This window comes from Nesterenkonia sp. AN1, from assembly GCF_000582475.1.
GTDB lineage: Bacteria > Actinomycetota > Actinomycetes > Actinomycetales > Micrococcaceae > Nesterenkonia > Nesterenkonia aurantiaca.
Window position 1 is genome coordinate 96,301 of the sequence record NZ_JEMO01000004.1, and the last position, 20,356, is coordinate 116,656.

19 protein-coding genes and 1 pseudogene are annotated in these 20,356 nt (G+C 68.6%); 3 read left to right on the top strand and 17 right to left on the bottom strand.

Going from position 1 to position 20,356, the window contains the following annotated elements:
- Positions 1-164: 164 nt before the first annotated feature.
- The 13 genes from rpsO to BG28_RS02825 form a co-directional block, all read right to left on the bottom strand.
- On the bottom strand, positions 165-434 hold the full coding sequence (gene rpsO / locus BG28_RS02765; RefSeq protein ID WP_036473966.1) for a 30S ribosomal protein S15: 270 nt from the start codon (positions 432-434) through the stop codon (positions 165-167).
- Between the two features lie 116 nt (positions 435-550).
- A complete protein-coding gene (locus BG28_RS02770; protein ID WP_051500882.1) occupies positions 551-1,504 on the bottom strand; it encodes a class I SAM-dependent methyltransferase in 954 nt (317 codons plus the stop codon).
- Between the two features lie 15 nt (positions 1,505-1,519).
- Positions 1,520-2,542: a bifunctional riboflavin kinase/FAD synthetase gene (locus tag BG28_RS02775; protein ID WP_036473968.1), complete on the bottom strand. Its 1,023-nt coding sequence runs from the start codon at positions 2,540-2,542 to the stop codon at positions 1,520-1,522.
- Positions 2,539-2,994, bottom strand: a complete 456-nt coding sequence (locus BG28_RS02780) for a hypothetical protein (RefSeq protein ID WP_036473970.1) — start codon at positions 2,992-2,994, stop codon at positions 2,539-2,541. The genes BG28_RS02775 and BG28_RS02780 overlap by 4 nt, the downstream gene beginning before the upstream one ends.
- Positions 2,991-3,347, bottom strand: coding sequence for a hypothetical protein (locus tag BG28_RS02785; protein ID WP_036474212.1), 357 nt, complete (start codon positions 3,345-3,347; stop codon positions 2,991-2,993). Before BG28_RS02785 ends, BG28_RS02780 begins: the two co-directional genes overlap by 4 nt.
- 5 nt (positions 3,348-3,352) lie before the next feature.
- Positions 3,353-4,465, bottom strand: coding sequence for a tRNA pseudouridine(55) synthase TruB (gene truB / locus BG28_RS02790; protein ID WP_084479363.1), 1,113 nt, complete (start codon positions 4,463-4,465; stop codon positions 3,353-3,355).
- A gap of 27 nt (positions 4,466-4,492) precedes the next feature.
- A complete protein-coding gene (gene rbfA, locus BG28_RS02795; protein ID WP_036473971.1) occupies positions 4,493-4,993 on the bottom strand; it encodes a 30S ribosome-binding factor RbfA in 501 nt (166 codons plus the stop codon).
- Positions 4,994-5,139: 146 nt separating this feature from the next.
- Positions 5,140-8,007, bottom strand: a complete 2,868-nt coding sequence (infB, locus tag BG28_RS02800; RefSeq protein WP_036473972.1) for a translation initiation factor IF-2 — start codon at positions 8,005-8,007, stop codon at positions 5,140-5,142.
- A 225-nt stretch (positions 8,008-8,232) separates the two neighbouring features.
- Positions 8,233-8,508 carry a YlxR family protein gene (locus BG28_RS02805; RefSeq protein ID WP_051500884.1) on the bottom strand — a complete coding sequence of 92 codons (276 nt, stop codon included), beginning with the start codon at positions 8,506-8,508 and terminating at the stop codon, positions 8,233-8,235.
- Positions 8,509-8,561: 53 nt separating this feature from the next.
- Positions 8,562-9,539 carry a transcription termination factor NusA gene (gene nusA, locus BG28_RS02810; protein WP_036473974.1) on the bottom strand — a complete coding sequence of 326 codons (978 nt, stop codon included), beginning with the start codon at positions 9,537-9,539 and terminating at the stop codon, positions 8,562-8,564.
- A 24-nt stretch (positions 9,540-9,563) separates the two neighbouring features.
- Positions 9,564-10,109: a ribosome maturation factor RimP gene (gene rimP, locus BG28_RS02815; protein WP_051500885.1), complete on the bottom strand. Its 546-nt coding sequence runs from the start codon at positions 10,107-10,109 to the stop codon at positions 9,564-9,566.
- A 167-nt stretch (positions 10,110-10,276) separates the two neighbouring features.
- Complete coding sequence (locus tag BG28_RS02820; protein WP_036473977.1) at positions 10,277-10,633, bottom strand: SHOCT domain-containing protein; 357 nt, start codon at positions 10,631-10,633, stop codon at positions 10,277-10,279.
- Positions 10,630-11,178 (bottom strand): DUF6325 family protein, encoded by a 549-nt coding sequence (locus tag BG28_RS02825; protein WP_133726421.1) that lies wholly within the window; start codon positions 11,176-11,178, stop codon positions 10,630-10,632. Before BG28_RS02825 ends, BG28_RS02820 begins: the two co-directional genes overlap by 4 nt.
- Before the next feature lie 205 nt (positions 11,179-11,383).
- On the opposite strand from BG28_RS02825, the gene BG28_RS02830 reads away from it, so the two are divergent.
- Positions 11,384-11,770, top strand: a complete 387-nt coding sequence (locus tag BG28_RS02830; protein WP_036473982.1) for an SHOCT domain-containing protein — start codon at positions 11,384-11,386, stop codon at positions 11,768-11,770.
- Between the two features lie 53 nt (positions 11,771-11,823).
- Here BG28_RS02830 and BG28_RS02835 read toward each other — a convergent pair whose 3' ends face one another.
- Positions 11,824-14,307: a LuxR C-terminal-related transcriptional regulator gene (locus BG28_RS02835; protein WP_036473984.1), complete on the bottom strand. Its 2,484-nt coding sequence runs from the start codon at positions 14,305-14,307 to the stop codon at positions 11,824-11,826.
- Between the two features lie 215 nt (positions 14,308-14,522).
- Between BG28_RS02835 and BG28_RS02840 the strand changes: the two are divergent.
- Together BG28_RS02840 and BG28_RS02845 are read left to right on the top strand one after the other, a co-directional pair.
- Positions 14,523-16,327 (top strand): annotated as a pseudogene (locus tag BG28_RS02840) (proline--tRNA ligase).
- A gap of 29 nt (positions 16,328-16,356) precedes the next feature.
- Positions 16,357-17,151: a TSUP family transporter gene (locus BG28_RS02845; RefSeq protein WP_036473986.1), complete on the top strand. Its 795-nt coding sequence runs from the start codon at positions 16,357-16,359 to the stop codon at positions 17,149-17,151.
- A 42-nt stretch (positions 17,152-17,193) separates the two neighbouring features.
- On the opposite strand, the gene BG28_RS02850 is transcribed toward BG28_RS02845, so the two are convergent.
- The 3 genes from BG28_RS02850 to ispG are packed head-to-tail and all read right to left on the bottom strand — an operon-like array spanning position 17,194 to position 20,323.
- A complete protein-coding gene (locus BG28_RS02850; protein WP_036473987.1) occupies positions 17,194-18,306 on the bottom strand; it encodes a hypothetical protein in 1,113 nt (370 codons plus the stop codon).
- Positions 18,307-19,158 (bottom strand): DUF4081 domain-containing GNAT family N-acetyltransferase, encoded by an 852-nt coding sequence (locus BG28_RS02855; RefSeq protein WP_051500886.1) that lies wholly within the window; start codon positions 19,156-19,158, stop codon positions 18,307-18,309.
- 16 nt (positions 19,159-19,174) lie between these two features.
- Positions 19,175-20,323 carry a flavodoxin-dependent (E)-4-hydroxy-3-methylbut-2-enyl-diphosphate synthase gene (gene ispG / locus BG28_RS02860; protein WP_369797177.1) on the bottom strand — a complete coding sequence of 383 codons (1,149 nt, stop codon included), beginning with the start codon at positions 20,321-20,323 and terminating at the stop codon, positions 19,175-19,177.
- Positions 20,324-20,356 lie beyond the last annotated feature (33 nt).

A 20,356-nucleotide genomic window follows, 5' to 3' on the forward strand; every position in this document is an offset into this window, starting at 1 on the left:
CGGAGGCTACTACCGAGGACCGGAACATATGAGTTCGATCCCTCTCACTGGCGGGAGCGCCACCCACTATCCTCGCATACAAAGCAGGCGGCTCCTACGGCCGTGAAGACCGTGTGAGGAGCCGCCTGTTTCGTTGCTTGGTGATCAGCGTTTGACGCTGAAGCTCATCGGCGAATACCGAGACGCTTGATCAGCGAACGGTAGCGCTCGATGTCCGTAGCAGCAAGGTACTTCAGCAGACGACGACGGCGACCCACCAGGATCATCAGACCACGACGGGTGTGGTGATCATGCTTGTGCACCTTCAGGTGCTCGGTGAGGTCGGAGATCCGACGCGTCAGAACCGCAACCTGAACCTCGGGTGAACCAGTGTCACCCTCGGAAGTTGCGTACTCCTTGATGATCTCCTGTTTGACAACGGGATCTAAAGCCATGGAAGAGCTCCTTCATTGTTGTACCGCGAACAGGACCGGGCTTTGCCCCAAAAGGGCCAGGGACCAGTGTCAGCCACCGCGGACTGCAGCATGACGATGTCGCCGAAGCGACCTTTCTACGATACAGGAGCCCCCGGCACACGTGAAACGCTGGTGTGCAGCACGGTGAGGTACGGCAGCGCCACCGGCTCCCCCGGGGTCAGGGCGAGGTGCTCGTCCAGGTACCAGTCCAGGTTGCTCCGGCGCCGGGCCCGTGCGGACTCATCGGCGGAGAGCCAGGAGCTCAGCGTGGTCCCGAGCTCGCGGATCTGCTCCGGCGTGATCCCCCGCTCCCAACGCGTCAGCGTGGTCTCCCAGGCGCTGAAGTGGGCGGGGTCCACCAACGGGGTCCAGCCGGGCCGGTAGACGTCCCCGGCGCGCATGATCCTGGTCAGCCGGTGCACCCAGGGCACAGAGGTGTCCAGGTAGTTGGCCAGCACGGCGAGCACTCCGTGCGGGCGCAGGATCCGGCGCACCTCCTCCTGGACCAGGTCGTCATCGAACCAGTGCCAGGCCTGGGCGGCGACGACGACGTCGCAGCTCGCCTGGCTGAGTCCGGTCGCCTCCGCCGTGCTCAGGTGGACCTGCAGCCGGGGGTCCTCGTGGCCGGGCTCTTTGCCAGGTTCGTGGCGAGGCTCGGGGTCGGGCTCTTGCCCGGGCTCGAGGCCAAGCTCGCGGCCAGGCTGATTGCGCTGCTGCTGATCGGCGCTGCGGGCGCGCAGCACCTCGGTCATCGCCGCTGAGGGTTCCACCGCATGCACCCGGGCTCCGCGGGCCAGCAGCTCCCGGGTGAGGATCCCGGTGCCGGCTCCGAGCTCGGCGATCACCGGCTCCGCGGGGGAACCGGAGTGCCCCGCCGTCTCGAGCAGCTGATCCAGCAGCGCCTGCGGGTAGCGCGGGCGCAGCGCGTCATAGCGCCAGGCCTCCTCGAGCGAGGTGTCATCGGTGAAGGCGGCGCCGAGCCGGCGGCGGCGCTCAGGGTCGGTGATCAGCGCCTGCTGAGCGGGGCGGGGCTTGGGGCGGGAGGGCACCGGTGGGACCCGGAGCTACTCGGCGCGGAGCCGGGCGAGGACCTCGCGGGTCTGCTCCACGTCCAGGTACATCTGTTCCACCAGCTTGGCCACACCCTTGTAGGCGACCATTCCGCGCAGCCGTTCGACGAACTCCACCCGCACGTGCTGGCCGTAGAGGTCGAAGTCCTCCACCGCCTCGGTGGGACGGTCGATCACGTGGGATTCCACCACGCGCTCCACGCCATGGAACGTGGGATTCGAACCCACGGAGATCGCGGCGGGCCAGCGGGCGCCGGCCGCGTCGACCAGCCAGCCGGCGTAGATGCCATCGGCGGGGATCATGCCCTCGGAGTCACGGCCCAGGTTCGCGGTCGGGAAGCCCAGGTCACGTCCGCGGGCTGCCCCGTGGACCACTTCGCCGAGCACCGCGTGGGGGCGGCCGAGCACCTCGGCGGCGGCCGCGACGTCCCCGGCGTCGAGGGCCTCTCGCACCCAGGTCGAGGAGCAGCGGCGCTCGGTCTCGGCCACTGAATGTCCGGTCAGCGCAAAGTCGTCCACGCCGAGCACCGCGAAGCCGTAGCGACGGCCGAGTTCGACCATGGTCTCGAAGTTCCCGGAGTTTCCGCGGCCGAAGCGCACGTCGTGGCCGATGACCACCACGGCGGCGTTCAGCGTGTCCACGAAATAGGTCTTGACGAACTCCTCAGGCGTCAACCCGGCGAGGTCGAGGTTGTAGTGCAGCACCAGCAGCGCGTCGATGCCGGTCTCGGCCAGGCGCTGAAGCTTCTCCGCGGTGCCGGTGAGCATCACCGGGGACTCCTCGGGGCGGTGGACCTGCAGCGGGTGCGGGTCGAAGGTGATCGCCACGGCCTGAGGGTGCGGATGCTGGCCGGGCTCGGCCTGCTCGTGGGCGGCGGCGACCAGGCGGGTGAGGACCTCCTGGTGGCCCAGGTGGACGCCGTCGAAGTTGCCGATGGTCACTGCGGTGGGTCCGAGCCCGCGGGGGACTTCTTCAAGACCATTCCAGAACTGCACGTCAGTCAGTTTATCGCTCATCCTGCGGTGTCCCGCGCGGCCTCGGTGCCGGGACGGTGCCGCAGCAGCCAGAACAGGCCGATGAACGGCAGCAGCAGCGGCACGAATCCGTAGCCCTCACCGAAGTGGGACCACACGGTGGCCTCGTTGAACAGCTCCGGATCCAGGTAGGTCCAGAGGCCGACGGCGAGCACGCCGGTGAGCTCCAGCAGCACCGCGATCAGCGCCACCAGCCAGGCGCGGGGCCCGATCTTGGCCAGGGCCAGGCTGGCGACGATGTAGACCGTCGCGGCGAAGGCGCTGAGTGAGTAGGACACCGGGGAGGCGTCGAAGTCGGTGAGGATCTGATACAGCGCCCGGGCGAAGGAGGAGACCGCGAAGATGCCGTAGGCGGTGATGATCAGCATCCCGACTCCGCGGTTGCGCGGGGTCGGTGAGGCGTTGCCCGGCGTCTCCTGCGGCGATTCGGTCATAGCGCGCTTCCCCACCAGATCTCCTCCAAGCGGTAGACCATCACGAATACGACGAGCCCGACGAAGCTCATCACCAGGTTGGACCAGCGGGTCTTGTCGATCATGGCCCAGATGAACACTCCGACCGGCAACAGGAGTGCAGTGAGAATATAACCCCAGAACTCCCAGGCCTCGCCGGAGACCGAGGCGCCGCCGAGCTGCCGGATCCCGGCGTAGATGCCGTAGGCGATCAGGTAGAGCTCGATGGCGGCCAGCGAGATGATCGAGGAGTCCGCGGGGTGATCCCGGGCGGCGGTCATCACCCAGCAGACCAGCACGGAGAGCCCGCAGACGAAGGCGCCTATGAGGAACATCACCGTCATCCGGCGGTTCCCCCCGCCTGTGTGCCCTCAGCTTCGGGACCTCGGGTGCTGGTTCCGGCAGCCGGAGCACCGGACCCAGAGGCCTGGCCTCCGGAGGCCCGGGCTCCGGAGTCAGCCGATCCGCCGCCGGTGGTGATCAGGAAGACCAGCTCGGGCTTGGCCTGGTAGTCGGTGGATCCAGAATCCGCCGCGTGGGCGGCGTCCGGGGAGGCCGAGGCGCCCTTCTTGGCGGGCACGTCGGCCAGCAGCGCGACCAGCTTCCCATCGGGGGCGAAGGCGGCGGTGAGCTGCGGGTCCACGCCGGTGCCGGAGGCGGTGATCCGCCGGCCATAGCCGAGGTTCTCCACCTCTTGGAGCGTGAGCTGACGTTTCGGGAAGAGCTGCTCGGCGGCCTCAGCCAGGCCGATATAGCCGAAGTCCTCCCCCAGCTGGTCCAGGGTCAGGGTCTGGTCGATGCTGTAGGAGCCCACCGCGGTGCGGCGCAGCGCGGTGAGGTGACCTCCGACGCCGAGCGCCTCACCCAGGTCCCGGGCCAGGGCGCGCACGTAGGTGCCGGAGGAGACCCGGACCTCGATGTCGACGTCGACCAGCTTGCCGCCGTCGATCCGCCGGACGTCGAAGACCTCGAAGTGGTGCACGGTGACGCTGCGCGACTTCAGCGCGACCTCCTCGCCGGCGCGGACCCGGGCATGGGCGCGCTGGCCGTCCACCTTGATCGCCGAGACCGTGGCGGGGACCTGCTGGATCGCACCGGTGAGCTCTGCGACCTCGGCCATGATGGCCGCCGGGGTCACCGCATTGGCGAACCTGCTCTGCAGGACCTCGCCCTCGGCGTCGTCGGTGGAGGTGGACTGGCCCAGCCGCACGGTGGCGGTGTAGGTCTTGTCCACCCCGACGATATGGGTGAGCAGCCTGGTGGCACGGTTGATCCCGACCACCAGGACCCCGGTGGCCATCGGATCCAGGGTGCCGGCGTGGCCCACTTTGCGGGTCCCGGCGAGCTTGCGGATCCGTCCGACCACGTCATGGCTGGTCAGGCCGGCCGGCTTGTCCACCAGGACAAGTCCGGAGCCGACCTCCAGCTCTTCAGGCTTCTGCTTCTTGCCCATGGGTGTTCCGCCTCAGCTTCCGTGCGCTCAGCGATCCGCGGAGCTGGACCGGCCGGCGTCCTCGGAGCTGGAGCGTCCGGCGTCCTCGGATGCGGCCGGCTCCTCCTCGACCTGCCAGCGGTAGGGCTTCTCCTCCGAGGCGGGCTGGGCGTCCTTGCGCAGGGCTGCGACCTGTTCGTCCTGCTCCCGGGCCTTGCGCAGCAGGTCCTCCATGTGTGCGGCCGACTCTGGGATCTCGTCGGCGACGAACTCCAGGGTCGGGGTCAGCCGTATGTTCAGCTGCCGGCCGAGCTCGTAGCGCAGCGTGCCCTGGTTGGCGGCCAGGACCGCCTCGGCTCCGGCTCGGGACTCCTCGTCCGGGGCCATGACGGTGTAGTACACCGTGGAGTGCTGGAGATCATTGGTCACTCGGGCGTCGGTGACCGTGATCAGCTCTGCGCGCTCATCCTTGACCCGGCGACGCAGCGCCTCGGCCACGATCACCTTGATGCGCTGCGCCAGTCGTGCGGCGCGTGCTGGATCTGCCATGATGCGCTCCTTTCAAAAAACTTCTGGGTCCCGGACCCGGTCTCGCGCTGCGGCGTCACCGGGTGGGTATGGTCTGCGGACAACTCCGGGGACCCCGCCTGTGGCAGGGTCCCCGGAGCGCTCACCGGTAGAACCGGCGGGCCTGGTCAGGAGCGCGGGATCTCGCGCATCTCCCAGGTCTCGATGCTGTCACCTTCGCGGATGTCGTTGAAGGATCCGAGGCCGATGCCGCACTCGAAGCCGTCGCGGACCTCGGTGGCGTCGTCCTTGAACCGCTTGAGCGACTCGATGGTGAGGTTCTCTGCCACCACGTTGCCATCGCGCACCAGGCGCGCCTTGGCGTTGCGGCGGATGAGACCGGAGCGGACGATCGAACCGGCGATGCTGCCGAACTTCGAGGAGCGGAAGACCTCGCGGACCTCCGCGGTGCCCAGTGAAGCCTCTTCGTACTCGGGCTTCAGCATGCCCTTCAGGGCTGCCTCGATGTCGTCGATCGCCGCGTAGATGACCGAGTAGAAGCGCATGTCCACGCCTTCACGCTCGGCCAGGTCATTGACGCGCTCCGCAGGACGGACGTTGAAGCCGATGATCACTGCGTTGTCCACAGTGGCCAGGTTCACGTCGTTCTGCGTGATCGCACCGACGCCGCGGTGGATGACGCGCAGCTGCACATCGGCACCCACATCGATCTTGAGCAGCGCATCTTCCAGGGCCTCCACGGCACCGGAGACGTCGCCCTTGAGGATGAGGTTGAGCGTGTCGATCTTGCCGTCGGCCACAGCCTGGTCGAAATCTTCCAGGCTGATCCGCTTGCGGCGCTTGGCCAGCTGAGCGTTGCGCTCCACCGCCTCACGCTTCTCAGCGATCTGGCGAGCGGTGCGGTCATCGGAGGTGGACAGGAAGGTGTCACCGGCGCGAGGCACCGAGGACAGACCCAGAACCTGCACCGGCCGAGAGGGCACGGCCTCCTTGACGGTCTCGCCGTGCTCGTCGAACATGGCGCGGACTCGTCCGTGGGCGGTGCCGGCGACCATGTTGTCACCGACCCGCAGCGTGCCCGACTGAACCAGCACAGTGGCCACGGCGCCGCGACCCTTGTCCAGGTTCGCTTCGATGGCCACGCCGCGAGCTGCCTTGTTCGGGTTCGCGGTGAGCTCCAGGGCTGCGTCTGCGGTGAGCAGCACGGCCTCGAGGAGCTCGTCGATGTGCAGGTGCTTCAGCGCGGAGACGTTGACGAACATGGTGTCGCCGCCGTACTCCTCGGGAACCAGACCGTATTCGGCCAGCTGACCGCGGACCTTGTCCGGGGAGGCGCCTTCCTTGTCCATCTTGTTGACCGCGACGACGACCGGCACGTTGGCGGCCTTCGCGTGGTTCAGCGCTTCGATGGTCTGGGGCATGACGCCGTCATCGGCGGCCACGACCAGCACCGCGATGTCGGTGACCTTCGCACCACGGGCACGCATGGCGGTGAACGCCTCGTGACCGGGAGTATCGATGAAGGTCAGGCCGCGCTCGACGCCCTCGTGCTCGACGTGGACCTGGTAGGCACCGATGTGCTGGGTGATGCCGCCGGCTTCGCCTTCGGTGACCTTCGCGCTTCGGATGGAGTCCAGGAGTCGGGTCTTGCCGTGGTCGACGTGACCCATGACGGTCACGACGGCGGCACGTGCGAACAGCTCCTCGGAGCTCTCGGCTGCCAGCTCATCTTCGATGTTGATGTCGAAGGTGTTCAGCAGCTCGCGGTCCTCGTCCTCCGGGGAGACGATCTGGACCGGGTAGCCCAGCTCCTCACCCAGCAGGTGGAAGGTCTCTTCGTCGAGGGACTGGTTGGCGGTGGCCATCTCACCGAGCTTCATCAGCACGGTGACCATCGCTGCCGGCTCGGCATTGATCTTCTCGGCGAAGTCGCCCAGCGAGGAGCCGCGACGCAGCCGCACGACGGTGGTGCCGTCTCCCTTGGGAACGCGCACACCGCCGATCTCGCGGGACTGGCGCTGCTCCATCTCCTGGCGCTTTGCGCGCTTGGACTTGCGAGCCTTGGCCTTGGAGCCGCCGCGACCGAAGGCGCCTGCTGCGCCGCCACGACGAGGACCGCCGCCGCGACCGCCGCGTGGCGGACCACCGGCAGGCGCACCCGGACGACCACCGGCGGGCGCCGGGGCCTGGCTGGGCATCATCGAGGGCTTGGGACCGCCCGGACGTGCCGGTGCGGGGCGGGCTGCGCCGCCTGCTGCGGGAGCACCTGGGCGTGACCCGGCCGCACCTGCTGGGCGGGGTGCGCCCGGACGCGGTGCGCCACCGGGGGCACCCTGACCGCCGCGGGGGCGGGGGCCGCCGCCGCGCTCGGTGCGCATGCCCTGCTGGGGTGCGAACGGGTTGTTGCCCGGGCGCGGACCGGCCGGCTTGGGTCCGGGGCGGGGGCCTCCGGTGCCGCCGGGACGTGGGGCCTGGCGCTCGGCGCCCATGCCCTGGCTCGGTGCGTAGGGGTTGTTGCCCGGGCGGGGACCGCCGGGCTTGGATGCTGATCCGGCGGGCTTGGATGCCGGCTTCTCAGACGGTGCCTCGGTGCTCGCAGCGGGCTTCTGCTCGGCCTTCGGCGTCTCAGCCTTGGGAGCTTCGGCCTTCGGCGCCTTGGGGGCAGCGGCGGCCGGAGCTTCGGGCTCGGGGGCGGCAGCAGGCTTCGGTCCGGGCCGGGGCCCGGGCTTGAATCCGCCGGGCCGAGGCGCGGAGGAACCTGTCGCGGCCGGGCGGGCCGGGGCCGAGCTGTCAGCGGCGGGCTCGGAGGCCGCGTCGGACTGCTTCGGACCGGGACGAGCGGCGCCGTTGGACGCGGAGGCGTCGGAGGCTGGCTTGGCGTCAGGGAAGGCCTGACGCAGCTTCTTCGCCACCGGGGGCTCCACGGTGGAGGAGGGCGACTTCACAAATTCGCCCATGCCCTGCAGTTTCGCGAGGGCTTCTTTCGAGGTGATGCCGAGCTCTTTGGCGAGCTCGTGTACGCGGGCCTTGGCCACATTTCTCCTTAATCTGGCCCGCGCATTCCCACTGGCACCAGCGGGGCTGATGTCAGCGGTTCATCGGCGCAGGCCGTTTGAACTGTTCTGAAACCGTGACGGAGTTGCCGTGATGGGTCATCGCTGCGAACTCATGCGTCAGTCTTCATCGGGGATCCATCTCTCTGAACCCGCTTTCTGGCTTCCTCCACCTGATCCGCCGCATTGCTGCGAGGAGGGGCGATGTCAGCCGTTAGTGCCGATAATGTCGTGCAGATCGAGCGTCCTCGAATCCACGGTCCGGCGGAAGGCCCGGTTGAAGGCCTTGCGCTTGATCGCGGTCTCGAAGCACTCGCGCTGCGGGTGCAGCCAGGCGCCTCGTCCGGGAAGAACCCGGGCGGTGTCCGCCACCACCAGAGGCGGTGCTGGATCGGCGGTCTGGGCCACGTCGAGTGCGAGCCTTATTGCCTTGTCCTGCGCGACCTCACGACGACAGCCGATACAGGTACGCACTGGAACCATGACAGTCTACCCCTTCCGGCGGCGTCGAGCAGAAACGTCGGAGTCGGCGGCGCTCAGGGCGCCGCGAGGGTCGCGTCGGAGACGATGTCGATCCGCCAGCCGGTGAGCTTCGCGGCGAGCCGCGCGTTCTGACCCTCCTTGCCGATGGCCAGGGAGAGCTGATAGTCCGGGACCACGACCCGTGCGCTGCGCGTGGCCTCATCCAGGATGGTCACCGACTTCACCTTCGAAGGTGAGAGCGCGTGGGCGATGAACTCGGCCGCGTCGTCGGAGTGATCGATGATGTCGATCTTCTCGTCGTTGAGCTCGTTCATGACCGCCCGGACGCGGGAGCCCATGGAGCCGATGCAGGCTCCCTTGGCGTTGATCCCCGACTGGTGGGCGCGCACCGCGATCTTCGTGCGGTGCCCGGCCTCACGGGCGATGGCGGTGATCTCCACGGAACCGTCGGCGATCTCTGGGACCTCGTGCTCGAAGAGCTTCTTCACCAGGCCCGGGTGTGAGCGGGAGAGCGTGATCGAGGGCCCGCGCATGCCGCGGTGGACGTCGACGACGAAGGCTCGGATCCGGTGACCGTGGACGTACTCCTCACCGGGCACATGCTCCTGTGGGGGCAGCAGCGCCTCGACGCTGCCCAGATCCACCTGGATCATCTTGGGGTTGCGGCCCTGCTGGATGGTGCCGGAGATCAGCTCGCCCTCGCGGCCCTTGAACTGGCCCAGGACCTGATCGTCCTCGGCGTCGCGGATCCGCTGCATGATCACCTGGCGGGCGGTGGAGGCCGCGACCCGGCCGAAGTCTCTGGGGGTGTCGTCGAACTCCCCGATGAAGGTGCCGTCCTCGTCCTGCTCCTTGGCCCAGACCGTGACGTGTCCCGTGGACTGATCGATCTCGGCACGGGCGTGCTGCAGTGCTCCGGGCGATTTGTGGTAAGCCAGCACCAGCGCCTGTTCGATGGCGGGGATCAGCCGCTGCAGCGGGATCTCGCGCTCTTTGACAAGCATGCGCAGTGCGCTCATATCGATATCCACTTGTGCCTCCGGTTAAGCCAGTATCTACTGCGTATGGGAAAACTCTACCTGCACTCGTGCCTGGTCGATGGCCGAGAGATTGATCCGTGCGGGGTCTCCGTACTTCACCGGCATCCCCTTCTTGGGGCTCGGCTTCTGCTCGACCACGGTGATGGCGCCGTCCTCGATCGACTGGAGCCGGGCCAGGATCGGGCTGTGCCCAGTCTGGGTGATCTCCAGCAGCCGCCCCAGATTGCGCTCGAAGTGCCGCTGTGTGGTGAGCGGGCGGGTCGCACCGGGGGTGGAGACCTCCAAGTCGTAGCGCTCCAACTCGGGAAGGACGTCGTCCTCGTCGAAGCGGGCGGAGATCGCCTGGGAGAGTTCGGCGATGGTGTCCAGATCCACCTGTTCGGTGCCGGTGAGCAGATCCACCGAGAGCTTCAGCGTGGTGGTGGACCCGTTGGCGACGAGCTCGATCTCTTCGAGGTACAGCCCCTGGGCGGTGATCGTGTCAGTGATCAGCTCGGCGATCTTTGCGGTGCGGGCGTCCTTGAAGCGCTGATCGCCGGTGGGGCGGGGGGCGGTGGCCATGACGGTCCTATCAGTGGTGGTCTGCGGTGCGTCTCTATTGTGCCTGAGACTCAACGCACCGCCTACCGGCCGATGTGCTGAGGCGGCAGTGGGCCGGGTGGTGGGGTGGTACCAGCGGCTCAGCGGCTCAGCGGCTCAGCGGCTCAGCGGCTCAGCGGCTCAGCGGCTCAGCGCAGCAGCTTGGCCTTGCCGGCCGCGAACTCTTCCTCGCTGAGAAGTCCGGATCGTCGCAGCTCGGCCAGCCGCTGCAGGTCATCGAGCAAGCTGGTGCCGCCCGAGGCAACGAGCGGTGCCGGTGTTGCGGGGGCGGGCGCAGCGGCATGGGCCAGCGCCGCCAGCGCGGCCGTCTCGATGCGCGCCTGCTGGTGGGCGGCAGAGTACTGCTCCTGCTCCTCACGGTCCTGGGCCCGGCGCTGTTCGTAGACGTCGACCTGGCCGGCCAGGGCCGGCGTGGCTCCAGCCAGCGCCGACGTGCGCGCAGCCAGTCCGATCAGGCCCGGGCGTCCTACGCGGTCCATCGTCATGGCGAGGTTCCTTCCACCGGGTCATAGAGATCGATGAGTGCATTGACCACCGGAGCAGGTATGTGCGCGCTGCGCAGCACCTGTGCCCGGCTCGGGGCGAGCCGCTCCGCCAGGGCAAGCTCGACTCTGAGCTCCAGTGCCAGCACTGCCGCGCAGGATCCGTGATCCAGCGGCGCGGCAAGGTCGGCGAGGTCCTCCTCACCGATCAGCCCCTCGGTCACGGGGTCGGGCCCCACTGTCGGGTCCAGCGGATCCAGGCCCGGCCGATCCAGGCCCGGTCGAGCCGGGCCCAGCCGATCCGGGCCCAGTCGAGCCGGACCCAGCCGATCCTTGCCCAGTCGAGCCAGACCCAGGAGGTCCCGGCTGGGGAGATCGAGCATCATCACCTCGCCGCTGTCGTTCTTGCTCACGGCGACCAGATCCAGCAGTCGGACCGTTCCGGAGGAGAGCATCTCCACCAACGGCGCCAGGCAGCCGGGTGCGGGCTGCTCGGTGTCGAAGACGATCAGATAGAGCTCCACTGGTCCATATCGGAAGTCGGACATGACCTCATCCTCTTCGGTGGTCTCCTTCGTTCTGGCAGAGTCCTGCAACGCATCAAGCGTCTGACCCGATGCTCGCAGAGCCGAAGACGCGGCTGGGTTCTGCTCACCCAGAACGGGTGAGCGTGGGCCCGCTCGTCCTCGGTCTGTGTGACCCTCAGAGTGTCAATCCTGACGAGAACGGCATACCGCACAGAAGGGCAGTGTCATGGAATTCTGGGAATCGTTCTGGTCCATCATCTGGTGGTTCGTATGGGCCTTCGTCTTTGTGGCCTATCTGATGGTCCTGTTCAGCATCATCGGAGACATCTTCCGGGATCGGAAGCTCGGCGGATTCTCGAAAGCCGTCTGGGTGTTCTGTCTGATCTTCTTCCCCTTCATCACGGCACTGGTCTATCTCATCGCTCGTGGCAGCGGCATGGCCGAGCGTGGAGCCGCCGCGGATCAGCAGCATCATGAGGCGCTGCTGGCTCGGCTGCGGGAGGTGGGCGTGAGCAGTCCCAGCGTCGAGATCGAGAAGGCGGCTCAGATGCGCGAACAGGGCACCATCACCGAGGATGAGTTCCAATCCTTGAAGACCCGGGCCCTCGCCTGATCCTGGCGCGATCGCAAGCCCCGCCGTCAGGGCTGGCGCGTTCAGGGCCTGAGCTAGGGTGCGAGCTGCTGAGCCTCCCGGCGGGTCCGGACCCCCAGCTTGCGATGGATCGCTCGCTGGTGGGTCTTGACCGTGTTCACCGAGACCGTCAGCGCCTCTGCGATCTCCTGGATGGTCATGGAGGTCTGCAGCAGGCGGTAGACCTCGACCTCCCGGCCGGACAGGGCGGCGAGAAGCCCTTGACTGCTCTGTTCGGCGGTCAGGGCGCCGGCGATGAAGGCCTCGTGCGACGTGCGTCGGGTCAGGTGCTCCGTGAGCAGCAGGCGGAGCTTCAGGTCCCCGTCACAGAATGGCGCTCGCATGTCTTCACGCTCCGCGATGTCCAGGGCGTACTCACAATATTCGTGGGCCACCTCGGGCTCTCCATGCATCCTGTGGACCAGGGCGGCCGAGATTCTCGCGGAGATCGCCACATAGGAGACCCCCATGAACGCGCGATGCCGCGACAACAGGCGGAAGGCGCCCGCAGGATCCCCGGCTCGACGAAGAATCCCGGCCAGCACGACCCCGATCATCGGAAGGTCCGCCGACTCCGAGTGTCGCGCCACCAGCGCCAGCGCCCTCGGCCGGTGACCAGCGGCTTCCGCCAACACGGCATGCGCCGCATCCCGGAAGATCGGCCACTGGGCTCCCTGGACCTCCTCCGGGGACACCGCCTCGAGCTCGGTGGCGGCGCGTCGGCACAGGGCCGGATCTCGGGCGCCGGCCGCGCTGAAGGCCAGGAATGCGCGCACCGCACCACCCAGCGGAACCGGGAGGTCTCCCGCCTCAAGGATCCGACCGAACCAGGCAGCCGCGTTCTCGAAGTCCGCGGACCAGTAGGCCAGCAGTCCCGATGCGGTGCCCAGCGCACTGCCCGCGTAGGCGGTCAATGTCGCGGCCGAGGCCTGAAGCGGCGCGTCGACCTCCCGCAGAATGCGCCGGGCCCGGGAGTTTCTCCCGTCGCACAGATGAATCATGGCGAGACTGCCCAGCGCGCTGCGCTCCAGGTGGGTCTCGTGCATCGCTGCCCACTCGCGAGCGGCGGCAGACATGATCTCGGGGGCAGAGGCGGGGTGCAGCCGGAGCCGCAGCTCGGTCCAGGTCAGCAGGAACAGCACCGCGACCCGCTCCCGCCCCTCGTACTCCCCCGCCACCGCCAGCCGCGCGTGGACATCCCTGGTCGCCTCCAGCGCCGCCTTCGGGTCATCGGTGAGCAGAAGCCGCGCCACCCGGAGGATGGATCCGACCTCCTGACCCCTCGGGTGATCGGGCAGCGAGTCCAGCACCCGGTGGAACCGGGCGCGTGCCTCCTGGTGTTCACCGATGGCCTCTTCGGCGCAGGCCAGAATGAGCTGCGCCGCGGCGGCGCCGGAGAGCCGCCGCGGGAGGACCGCGCAGAACGTGGCGACCTGAGCGGCGTGATCCCCGATGATCAGCTCCAACCAATTCTCGACCAGGACCTCCATGGCACGATCGTGGTCATGAGCGGCCTCGAAGTGGCGCAGCGCCCTCATGGGTTCGGTGGAGCACAGATACTCCCCGGCCCTGCGGTGGATGAGGTTCAGCGCCGTCGGATCCTGGCGGAGCAGGATCTGGGTGCACTGCCGAGCGAAGATCGGGTGCCACCGGTAGACCGGGGTCTCATCCGATCCGCAGTGCCGGCTCAGAAAGATGCCGCGGTCGACGAGTTCCTCCAGCACCGCAGCCGCCTCCTGCCGACCGGACATGGCGGTGGCGAGCCCGGCCGTCAGCTCGGTGCAGGCGGTCGTGGTGAGCACGAAGACGGCGAGCGAGTCGCCGAGCCCATCCAGGATCTGGGTCTGAACGTAGCTGCGCAACAGGTCCTCGAGACTGTCCTGCGCTCCCGGGGGCCGCTGGCTGGCCAGCGCTGCCACCTGCACGGCTATCGGCCAGCCCTGCGTGTCCTCGAGCACCTCGCGCGCGTCCAGGCGACCGCCGAATCGCTTCAGCAGACCCTCGGTCTCGGAGCGGTCGAAGGCCAGATCCTGCGCCGAGAGCTGGACGGCCGAGCCCTCCAGAAGCTGCTTCGCCAACCAGCCCTCGATCGGAGTGGTTCCCAGGAACACCAGTCGCAGGCTCTCTGGTGCCTCGTCGAGGAGCATGCCCAGCAGTCCCGCCCCGAGCTGGCCTGCGGCTCGCTGAGCGTCGTCGACCACCAGGACGCAGACCGCTCGGGCCTGCTCGAAGGTCCGGCAGATCTGGTTATAGAGCCTGTTCACCTCGGCGCCGGGATCCAATCGGCCCAGTGCCTCGCCCAGTTCCTGCTGGGCGGGCAGCAGTCCGCGCAGCGCGGTGACCACGCCCGAGGTGAGCACGGCCGGGTCGTCGTCGGTCGGGCCCAGGCAGAGCCAGGCGACGGGGCGCGGCTGCAGCGCTGCCCATTCGGCCGCCGCCCGGGTCTTGCCGTGACCGCTGGGGGCGCTGATCACGCTGATCCGGTGGCCTGAGACCGCCGCTTCGATGGCCGCGCTCACGCGGGGACGTGGCAGTGCATCCGGTCGACTCGCCGGAATGCGATAGCGGGCCCATGGCACAGTCGGATGCGCTGGCCTCGAGACGGCCACGCTCGGAGTATATCGACGCCGCGCGGCGGCACGGCAGGGTTGCCCGACGACCGGTGGAAGTCCAGCTGCGAGCGCCCCTTAGACTTGGGCCGGTAGAAGATCCCTCACCGGAAACGAGTTCACCTGTGCCGCTCCGCCTGTCTCACCTGTTCCTCCGCACGCTGCGCGACAATCCGGCCGACGCCGAGGTCGCCAGCCACCAGCTGCTGGTCCGCGCCGGCTACATCCGCCGCGCCGCCCCGGGCGTCTACACCTGGCTGCCGCTGGGGCTGACCGTGCTGCGGAAGATCGAGGCGATCGTCCGCGAGGAGATGAACCGGATCGGCGCCCAGGAGGTGCACTTCCCCGCCCTGCTGCCCAAGGAGCCCTATGAGGCCACCGGCCGCTGGGACGACTACGGCGACGGGATCTTCCGGCTCAAGGACCGCAAGGAGGCGGACTACCTGCTGGCGCCCACCCACGAGGAGGTCTTCACCCTGCTGGTGAAGGACCTCTACAGCTCCTATAAGGACCTGCCGCTCTCGATCTACCAGATCCAGACCAAGTACCGCGACGAAGCACGCCCCCGGGCCGGGCTGCTGCGCGGTCGCGAGTTCATCATGAAGGACTCCTACTCCTTCGCGCTCACCGAGGAGGACCAGAGCGCCGCCTACGCCGCGCACCGCGAGGCCTACCTGCGCATCTTCGACCGCCTGGGCCTGCCGGTGGTCCCGGTCAACGCGCAGTCGGGTGCTATGGGCGGCTCCGCCTCGGAGGAGTTCCTCTTCCCGTGTGACATCGGCGAGGACACCTTCGTGGAGTCCGAGGGCGGCTTCCGCGCCAACGTCGAGGCCGTCACCACCCCTGCCCCGGAGCCGCTGGACTTCTCCGAGCTGCCAGCCGCCCAGGTGCACCACACCCCCGGCACCGACACCATCGCCACCCTGGTCGAGGCCGCGAACACCCACCAGCCCCGGGCCGACCGCGCCTGGACCGCAGCAGACACGCTGAAGAACGTGGTGGTCGCGGCCGTGCTGCCCGACGGCACCCGCCGGATCGTGGTGCTCGGCGTGCCCGGAAACCGCGAGGTGGACCTGAAACGGGCCGAGGCCACCATCGGCGGACTGCTCGGCGTCGGCGGCGAGGTCGCCCTGGAGGCCGCGAACGAGGCGGACCTGAAGAAGCACCCAGGACTCGTGCGCGGCTACATCGGCCCCGGTCTCTCCCTGGACGCCCCGGTCCTCGGCGACGCTGGCAGCGCCGGCGTCAGCTACCTGGTGGACCCGCGCGTGGTCTCGGGCACCAGCTGGATCACCGGCGCGAACGAAGCCGATCAGCACGTGTTCGGCCTGGTCGCCGGGCGTGACTTCGGCTGGGACGGCGTCATCGAATCGGTGGTCGTGGAATCCGGTGACCCGGCTCCGGACGGTTCCGGTCCGTTGCGCACTCGCCGCGGCATCGAGATGGGCCACATCTTCCACCTCGGCACCCGCTATGCCGAGGCGCTGGGCCTGCAGGTCCTCGACGTCAACGGCAAGCTCGCCACGGTGACGATGGGCTCCTACGGCTTCGGCGTGACCCGCGCCCTGGCTGCGATCGCCGAGGCACCCACGATGACAAGGGCCTGATCTGGCCCGCCGCCATCGCCCCGGCCGACGTGCACCTGGTCGCCACCGGCAAGGGCGAAGAGGTCTACGCCGCGGCCGAGGCGCTGATCAGCGAGCTCGAGGCGGCCGGCCTGAGCGCGATCTATGACGACCGCCCCAAGGTCTCCCCGGGAGTGAAGTTCGGTGACGCCGAGCTGCTCGGAGTCCCGATGCTGGTCACCGTGGGCCGCGGTCTGAAGAACGGCACCATCGAGCTCAAGGATCGCCGCTCCGGTGAATCCCGTGAGGTCCCGGTGGCCGAAGCCGCGGCGGCGGTGCTCGAACACGTCAAGGGCCTGCGCTGAACGAAGCCCTCGAGGCCGCTGCTGATCTCGTGATCGGTGGCGGCCTCGAGATCACCTGGGTGACGCTGCTGCTGCTGATTCTGGCAGGCTTCGCGGCCGGGTGGGTGGACGCCGTCGTCGGCGGCGGCGGGCTGCTGCAGCTGCCGGCGCTGCTGATGGTCCCGGGGATCACCCCGGTCCAGGCGCTGGCCACCAATAAGCTCGGCTCCATCTTCGGCACGACGACGTCGGCGATCACCTACGCGCGGCGGGTCAAGCCCTCCATGACCACGGCCCTGCCCATGGCCGCAGCCGCCCTGCTGGCCAGCTACGGCGGCGCGGTGGTCGCCGCCTCGCTGCCGGAGCGGATCATCCTGCCGCTGATCCTGCTGGCGCTGATCGGCGTGGGGGTGTTCACCGCGTTGAAGCCGCACGTCGGCCAGCTGGAGAGGCTTCGCCATGTCGGGATGGGCCACCTCGCGCGCGCGGTGAGCATCGGGCTGATCGTGGGCTTCTACGACGGGGTGCTCGGTCCCGGCACCGGCACGTTCCTGGTCATCGCCCTGGTGACGGTGCTGGGCTACAACTTCCTGAACTCCTCGGCTCAGGCGAAGGTGGTCAATGTGGCCACGAACCTCGGCGCGCTGCTGTACTTCTTCCCGGCCGGACATGTGTTCATCGGCCTGGGGCTGGTGCTGGGTGCGGCGAATATGGCCGGAGGCTACCTGGGCGCGCGGATGGCCATCGCCAAGGGTTCGAAGTTCATCCGGGTGGTGTTCCTGGTGGTGGTCTTCGCCCTGGTGATCAAGCTGGGCTACGACGTGGCCATGGACCTCTTCGGCTGAGCAGGACGCCCAGATCTGGGTCCGGGGGCCCTGCGCCGAAGCTCAGTCCAGGCTCTCGAGCAGATCGACGGCCTCGGCCTCAAGCTCTTCAACGGCGACCTCAGCCTCGTCCTCGGAGAGCCCTTCGCTCAGCGGTACCGTCACCGTGACGATATGTGAGCCGCCGCGCAGGGTGACCGCGGCGCTGTCCTCACGGTCGCCCTCCGAGCTGATCCGCGTGGTGGTGCCCAGTGCGGCGTCGGCCTCGGAGGAGACCTCCACCAGGTCCACCGAGGTCGAGGTCTCCACGGAGTCCTCTCCCCCGCGGCTGGCGGTGTAGGAGTCGCAGGACTCCAGTCCGTCCTGCTCCGCGGCGAGGTGCGCGTCGGCGGCGCGCCAGTCCCGGAAGCTCAGGATCAGGGCCTGGCGCTGCTCCGGCAGGTCCACGGTGACCGGCTCGGGCTCCTCCTCATCATCGGAGTCACCGTTCTCGGAGTCGCCGTTCTCAGAGTCACTGTTCTCGGGTTCACTGTTCTCAGAGTCGCCGTCCTCAGAGTCGCCGTTCTCAGAGTCGCCGTTCTCGGGGTCGTCTTCCGCAGACTCACCGTCTGTGGAGTCGTCCTCCTCGGTGCTGGCCAGCTGGATCTGCGCTTCGGGGTCGTCTCCCCCGGGCTGGTGCGCTCCGGCCTCGGGATCACCCTCGGACCCACCGGGCTCCTCGCCCTGACCCTCGCCCTGCTCCTCGGACTGCTGCTCCTCGCCCTGGTCCTCGGCCGCTGCGGTCGTCCCATCGGCAAAGGCCACCAGCGCGCCCGCCGGCACCGGGACCGCAGAGCGCACGACGAACTGCTTGCACTCCGGAGGGTCCACCACCAGTCGCTGGAGCTCGGTCTCGACATCCCGCAGCCCCGCCCAATAGTCCGTGGTGTCGCTCAGCGCGGCATCCGGGTAACGGGCTTCCAGCTGCTCACGCATCTCCTCGTGGGAGAGCTGGTTGCCGGAGGGCTCCGGGACCTGCTGGCCGACGCCGCCGCTGCTGGTGCCCGGCTCGGCCGCAGGCGTGCCCGGCTGCTCCGCGGGCGTGGCGTCACAGCCGGTGAGCAGCAGCGCCCCGAGGAGTCCGAGCGAGGCGCCGGCTCGGCGGCGCGCAGCAGGAGAGGAGGGGAAGAAAGTCATCTAGAACAGTATGGTCGCGAAGGTCCCCACCTGGGTGAATCCAACACGCTCATAGGTCCGAATCGCCGCCGTGTTGTAGCTGTTCACGTACAGGCTCACCGTGGGCGCCAGCCTGAGTCCGTGCTCGATGACGGCGGCCATCCCAGGACCGGCGAGGCCGCGTCCGCGGTGGCTCGGCCGCACCCATACGCCCTGGACCTGGACCACTTCGGGGCTGACCGCGCCGAACTCGGCCTTGAACACGAGCTCGGAGGTCCCAGGGTCCACCGCGATGATCGAGTGCCCGGCGTTGATGAGTCCGCGCACGCGCTCCCGGTACTGGCTTCCACCCTGGGCGTAGGGAGAGAATCCCAGCTCTTCGGTGAACATCGCCGCGCTGGCCTTCTCCAACCGGGGGAAGTCCCCGGATGCGGAGAGCCGGGCCCCTGCCAGCGGCTCCACCGCAGAGGGCGCAGTGATCGCCATCAGCGGCTGGTCGGGCCTGACGTCGCGGGCGCCGGTCCAGCCGGTGGCCTCGAAGAGCGCCAGGCTGGCCTCGGCCTCGCCGTAGATGGACGCCACCCGGCGGCGCATCGCGGCGACGGCCTCGCCGAAGAGCACCCCCTGGGCGGCGGTGGCCCCGACGGGGATGATGTTGCTTCCGGTCCAGCAGGCCGCGAGCAGCCCGTTCTCGCCGTCGATGCCGAGCACCACGGCACCGTTGCGTCCCTTCCCGGGGCCGGCAGAGCGGCGGGCACGCACGGTGGAAGCAACGGAGACGTTGGCCACCGGGTCGGCTGCGAGCAGCTTCTCCAGCGCCGGAGTGTCTCCGTGTCCGAGCACGCGGACGCCGCCGCGGGTGGCGCGGTGCACGCGAGCAGCTGCGGCGTCAGCTGACGGAGACCACAGGGGCACTCGCTGCCTGAGCATCTCCATCGGATTCGCGTTCCATTTCTTCGGCCAGACGGTTGGCTTCTTCGATCAGGGTCTCGACGATCTGGTCCTCGGGGACGGTCTTGATGACCTCGCCCTTGACGAAGATCTGTCCCTTGCCGTTGCCCGAGGCCACGCCGAGGTCCGCGTCGCGGGCCTCACCGGGTCCGTTGACCACGCAGCCCATGACGGCCACGCGCAGCGGCACGGTCATGCCTTCGAGTCCGGCGGTGACGTCGTCGGCGAGGGTGTAGACATCGACCTGAGCGCGTCCGCAGGAGGGGCAGGAGACGATCTCGAGCTTGCGCGGGCGCAGGTTCAGCGATTCCAGCAGCTGGTTGCCCACCTTGACCTCTTCGGCCGGCGGTGCAGAGAGCGAGACGCGGATGGTGTCGCCGATGCCCTGGGCGAGCAGCGCGCCGAAGGCCACGGAGGACTTGATCGTGCCCTGGAAGGCCGGTCCGGCCTCGGTGACGCCCAGGTGCAGGGGCCAGTCGCCGCGCTCGGCGAGCATCTGGTAGGCCTGGACCATGATCACCGGGTCGTTGTGCTTGACCGAGATCTTGAAGTCATGGAAGCCGTGCTCCTCGAACAGCGAGGCCTCCCAGACGGCGGACTCGACCAGCGCCTCGGGCGTGGCCTTGCCGTACTTGTCCATGACCCGCTTGTCCAGGGACCCGGCGTTGACGCCGATGCGGATGGAGACGCCGGCGTCGCTGGCAGCCTTGGCGATCTCGCCGACCTTGTCGTCGAACTGGCGGATGTTGCCGGGGTTCACGCGCACAGCCCCGCAGCCCGCCTCAATGGCGGCGAACACGTATTTGGGCTGGAAGTGGATGTCGGCGATGACCGGGATCTGCGACTTCATCGCGATGATCTTCAGCGCCTCGGCGTCCTTGTCCGTGGGGCAGGCCACGCGGACGATGTCACAGCCGGAGGCGGTCAGCTCGGCGATCTGCTGCAGGGTGCCGTTGATGTCGTGGGTCTTGGTGGTGGTCATCGACTGCACCGAGACCCGGTGATCACTGCCCACGCCTACTGATCCGACATGGAAGTTGCGCGTCTTCCGGCGCGGCGCCAGCACTGGCGGCGGCGCGGAGGGCATTCCGAGGTTGATCGCGGGCACAGACTCTCCTGA